This is a genomic window from Pseudoroseomonas ludipueritiae, assembly GCF_014490445.1.
Lineage (GTDB): Bacteria > Pseudomonadota > Alphaproteobacteria > Acetobacterales > Acetobacteraceae > Pseudoroseomonas > Pseudoroseomonas ludipueritiae.
In genome coordinates this window covers 1-4,720 of record NZ_JACTUZ010000234.1, presented here as the reverse complement: position 1 = coordinate 4,720, position 4,720 = coordinate 1, and the positions used below count along the sequence as shown (strand labels likewise).

At 66.0% G+C, this 4,720-nt stretch carries 5 protein-coding genes and 1 pseudogene; 3 read left to right on the top strand and 3 right to left on the bottom strand.

What is annotated here, in order from left to right; genetic code table 11:
• A partial coding sequence (gene tnpB / locus IBL25_RS24555) for an IS66 family insertion sequence element accessory protein TnpB (protein WP_187781090.1) occupies positions 1–203 on the top strand: 203 nt, incomplete at its 5' end.
• A gap of 377 nt (positions 204–580) precedes the next feature.
• On the opposite strand, the gene IBL25_RS24550 is transcribed toward tnpB, so the two are convergent.
• Positions 581–2,278: a recombinase family protein gene (locus tag IBL25_RS24550; RefSeq protein WP_187781089.1), complete on the bottom strand. Its 1,698-nt coding sequence runs from the start codon at positions 2,276–2,278 to the stop codon at positions 581–583.
• A gap of 495 nt (positions 2,279–2,773) precedes the next feature.
• Here IBL25_RS24550 and IBL25_RS27735 point away from each other — a divergent pair.
• Positions 2,774–3,136 (top strand): annotated as a pseudogene (locus tag IBL25_RS27735) (transposase domain-containing protein); the annotation flags it as partial.
• Positions 3,137–3,145: 9 nt separating this feature from the next.
• Complete coding sequence (locus tag IBL25_RS27730; RefSeq protein ID WP_456315886.1) at positions 3,146–3,541, top strand: IS66 family transposase zinc-finger binding domain-containing protein; 396 nt, start codon at positions 3,146–3,148, stop codon at positions 3,539–3,541.
• Positions 3,542–3,623: 82 nt separating this feature from the next.
• Here the strand turns inward: IBL25_RS27730 and IBL25_RS24540 are convergent, their stop codons facing one another.
• Positions 3,624–4,289, bottom strand: a complete 666-nt coding sequence (locus IBL25_RS24540; protein ID WP_187781091.1) for a YecA/YgfB family protein — start codon at positions 4,287–4,289, stop codon at positions 3,624–3,626.
• Between the two features lie 111 nt (positions 4,290–4,400).
• Positions 4,401–4,720, bottom strand: a 320-nt coding sequence (locus IBL25_RS24535; RefSeq protein ID WP_187781087.1) for an ATP-binding protein, incomplete at its 5' end; no start/stop codon positions are given.

Genomic DNA, 4,720 nt, shown 5'->3' with positions numbered 1-4,720 from the left:
CTCGATCCGCGCTGTCGCAATTCGATATGCCGAATGAGGTTCGGTGTGGCCACCTGATCAAGCTGTTGTTCTGGGATGGTCAGGGGCTGGTGCTCTACGCCAAGCGGCTGGAGCGCGGGAAGTTTGTTTGGCCGCAGGCCAGGGATGGCGCGATCTCTCTGACGCCCGCCCAGCTCTCGATGCTACTCGATCATGCATCTTGATGCCCCTTCTGCTCACTGACACTTGGCGTGAATACGACCTGGTTGAGGGTGCCGGATCGTAGTTGCAGCAGGGCCCGGAGGGCGTCAGCTTGGTCCGGGAACAGGTAGCGCCCACCATCATCACGCCTCGTCTTAACGGCACCAGCCTGCAATTTCCGCCGTAACCATGCCTCCGGGATGCCGAGCCGGACTGCGGTGTCCTTCGCTGTCAGCCAACCTGGGACAGATGGCCAGCGTGTGCAGCGCCACGCGGCCTTGATGGCGTGCTGCAACCGAATGCCCTGAACGGTGCTGACGTGCACGCCCGCTGCCTGTCGAGGCGAGCGGTGCCCTTCTGCTGCCAGAACGCGGACGATCTCGTCGTCGCGCAGGCCAGATCAGGCCAGTTCGATCACTCGCGCCTCCATTTCGGCAGCGCGTGGCAGAGCGGCCAATGCGTTGACGGGCAGATCGACCTCGAGCGGCGTGACTGCGCCGCCACGCCAGACGATCCGCACGCCGGCACGATCACGCCCGAGCCGAGTAAGGACGACCTTGTCGATGAGGCAGCGCAGCAAGGCTTTGCGATGAACCTGGGCAGTGGCTGGGTCAGCCCAGATCTCCGGCAGCTGTCCGCCGAGTTCGGCGGCCCTGGCCCGCAGCTGCCGGTCGCTCATGCCGGTTCTTGCTGGTACCGGGTCCTGCCGGCGAGCCAGGGCTTCCTCGGCACGGCGCAGACCCACGAGGGAGGCCTCCCAGCGGCGCTCAAGTTCCGCCGCGACCAGCCGGTTGTCCGGGTCCACCCGCCGATACTGCCGTTCGGCGAGGGAGGCCTCATAGCGCAGGCGCTGAAGTTGCTGCTCCTCGGCGCGCCGCAGGTCCGCCTCGGCGTCCCGCCGTGCTCGCTCAGCCCGCGCGAGCGCCTCCAGCTCAGCTGGTGCAACAGCCTCCAGAAACGCTTTGCTCACCGCCTCGTCGATCGATGGTGCCCGCAGGCACTCTGTATGCGCCGAACCATGCTGGCGCTGCAGGTAGGTGCAGGCGTAGGCGCACCCACCTTTGTAGCGCACCGTCATCTTGTGGCCGCACTCACCACACCAGGTGATCCCGTGCAGCAGCGCTGCTCCGTTACGGGTGATGCCGCGGCCACCGCGCACACTCTGATAGTCAGCGTGGTTGTTGGCCATGATCGCCTGGATCCGCTCGAAGGTGTCCCAGTCGACGTAAGCCGGGTACTTGTCCCTCACCACGATCCGCCACTCCGCTGCAGAGCGCCGCCGCTGCTTTTGCCGGCCGTTCGCACCGGGCGGGCCAAGCCGCGTCCGCCCATAAACGAACGCGCCAGCATAGGCCGGATTGCGCAGGATCGAGGTCACTGCCGCGATGGTCGGCGCTCGCCAGCAGATATCGCCGTGCTGATCGCGACGTGGCAGCGTGAGATCTCGGGCACGCAGCAAGCCCACTACCCGCACTGTTGTGCGTCGTTCCAGGAACGTCGAGAACACAAGCGCGATGCGCGAGCGGACCTCGCAATTGGGATCTTGGATGACGACGCCGGACGGGTCGCGCACGAACCCGGTCGGCAGCTGCAGCGCCAGTTCGCCCCGCGCGGCCTTGGCCAGCAGCCCAGACGTCAGCCGGCTGCGGATGGTGTACAGCTCCATCTCCGAGACGGTGCCTTTGAGGCCGAGCACCAGCCGCCCATCGGGCAGGGCCGGGTCATAGAGGCCATCGCGGTCGCCGATGAGGCAGCCATGGCGGCCGCAGAGGTCGAGGAGCGGGTACCAGTCCGAGCAGTTCCGGGCCAGGCGCGTGACCTCGATCGACAGGATCAGGCCAACCTCGCCGAGGGCTACACGTGCGACCAGGTTCTTGAAACCCTCTCGCCCGGCCACGCTCGCGCCGCTGAGGCCAAGATCGGCATCCACCACCTCGATATCGGCCTCATGCCAGCCGAGCTGGTGAGCCCGTGCCCGGAGTGCATACTGCAGCCGCAGGCTTTCCTGGTTGGTCAGCACCTGGTGCGGCGTGGACTGGCGTACGTAGACCACAGCGCGGCGATCGAGATGGTGGTGAGTGACGAGTTCTGAGCCCATGAACTACCTCCCCGAGGATGGTGGCGAGATCCTGCGTGATCTCACGCCGGAGCCGCGGCGGCAGGCTGGTCCAGAACTCGATGGGCTTGATCGGCATGGCGCCACAGCCTCCCCGGCCACGGTGAGCAGGTCCCGTAGCGCCTCAATGCTCAGCTTACAGGGAGCGCCGCAGGAGACAGGCCGCCGTGGCGCCAGATCCGTGGCAGCCCAGGGCAGGATCAGGAACAGCCCGGCGTCATAGACCACCCGCAGCTGCGCGGCGGAATACGCGGACCCATTCACTGACACGAGGCGAAACCGGCGCCCAAACAGTGGGTGCGCCACATCTACAACCTCAACCTCCGTAGGCAGCGCCACCTCTTCGTCAAAACAAGGGGTAGTACTATGCCTGGTCGTTGGAAGGGCTGGACTGGCGCACACCGACGCCGAGTTGGAAGCCGGAGATCGCGGTCTAGCCTCTTGCGCCGACGCGGCGGGATCTGAAGCGATTCCGTTATGACGCCGCGCGCCGACAGCGCGCCGCCTGAGGATCCTGCCACGCTGATGGCGGTGATCGCGGCGCTGCGGGGTGAACTGGCCGAGGAGCGGGCGGCGCGGCAGGCGGCAGAACTCGGCCTGCAGGCCAGAACGCTCGAGGCGGAGCGGCTGCAGGTGCAGATTGCGCGGCTGCGGCATGCGCGGTTCGGCCACTCGTCAGAACGGCTGACGGGCGAGGTGGAGCAGCTGGAGCTGCGGTTCGACGAGGTGCTCGCCGACATCGCGGCCTTGGATGGCGACACGGGCGACGAGGTTGCCCAGCCGCCGCCCCAGAACAAGGCGCGGCATCGTGGTCGCCGTCCCTTGCCGGAGAGCCTGCCGCGCCGGGAGGTGGAGCACCTGCCTGCCGAGGGCTGCACCTGCCGGGCTTGTGGCGGAGCCCTGCGGAAGGTGGGCGAGGACGTGACTGAGATCCTGGAATACCGCCCTGGTCGGTTCGAGGTGGTGCGCCACGTCCGCCCCGCATTCTCCTGCCGGTCCTGCGAGACGATGACGCAGGCGCCGATGCCGAGCCTGCCGATCGAGCGCGGCAGACCAGGCCCAGGGCTGCTGGCTCATGTGCTGGTCTCGAAGTACTGCGACCATCTGCCCCTCTACCGCCAGTCGGAGATCTACGCCCGTGACGGCCTGGACCTGTCGCGCGGCCTGCTGTCAATGCTACTCACGGCTTGGATCTCCCGCATTTCCCGTGCTGCTGGGGTGGCAGGCACAGCGGCTGAGGCATAGGTTGTTCCTCGCTGTTAAGGCTTGCCTATGCTCAAGTATCTGCTGCTCGGTGATCCCGCCGGGGTTTGGCTCACGCTGGGGATCAGCCTTTGCCACAGCAGAACTTGAACTTGCGGCCTGAGCCGCAGGGACAAGGTGCGTTGCGCCCGATTTTCGGAACGCGGCCATAGGTGCGCCTGGCTTTCCAGAACTGGGTGATGGCGGCAATGCAGGGGGCAATCATGTCCGGCGCTTCGGCGAGCAACGCATCGAGACGTTCATCATCAATTTCGAGATCGAGGTCTGCTGGATCCTGCGCCAGGATGAGGATCGGCATCATCAGCGGGCCGGCATCACGGTGGCTGAACAGCGGATCCCAGGCTGCAGGTCGCAGGCCGACGGCTTCCAGGAATCCTTCGGCCCAGAACTCGGCGATCACCTCTCCTGCGGCATCCGTCAGGAACAGCGGCTCGAGGGGGCCTGCCTCATCCCGCAGCGTGTGGATGATCTCGTTGTAGCGCGCCATGATGGCCCCGAGCACGGTCTCCGCCTCGGCAGTATCTGCGAACACCGGCTCCTCACCGCCCCAGATGACAGGCAGCCATTCGCTGGGCATGATCATGTGCGGGCCGGCCACGATACCGGTCAGGAACCCATCGAGTTCCGACAAGCCCATCGCATCCTCAGGTGCGTGATCCGAGTTGAGCCAGGCATCAAGCAGGTCGAGCTGTGGCGACCCAGTGCCTGACCGCGGCGGCGCTTCTGCCATGGCTTCCCTCCGATGTTTGCAGGCGCAGCCTGTTGATTGCCACTGAGAGCCGACCCGGGGTTGCCACGGAGATCTGACCCGGGTTGTGGATGCGGGGTTTATCAGATCTCATCAGGTCGGCTGTGGTTTCCTTTCGCGATGGGCCTGGGTGGCGGAGCTGTTCCTGAAGCGGAAGCTGTCGTTGCCGGTCTCCAGGATGTGGCAGTGGTGGGTGAGCCGATCGAGCAGCGCGGTGGTCATCTTGGCATCTCCGAAGATCGCCGCCCACTCACTGAAACTGAGGTTGGTGGTGATGATGACGCTGGTCTGCTCGTACAGCTTGCTGAGCAGGTGAAACAGCAGGGCACCGCCCGAGGCACTGAACGGCAGGTATCCCAGCTCGTCGAGGATCAGCAGGTCGGCATGGAGCAGGCGGGTGGCAATCTGCCCGG

Excerpts from the sequence above, each read along its gene's own strand:
- IBL25_RS24540 (WP_187781091.1), bottom strand. The coding sequence starts at position 4,289 with ATGGCAGAAGCGCCGCCGCGGTCAGGCACTGGGTCGCCACAGCTCGAC.
- IBL25_RS24550 (WP_187781089.1), bottom strand. The coding sequence starts at position 2,278 with ATGGGCTCAGAACTCGTCACTCACCACCATCTCGATCGCCGCGCTGTG.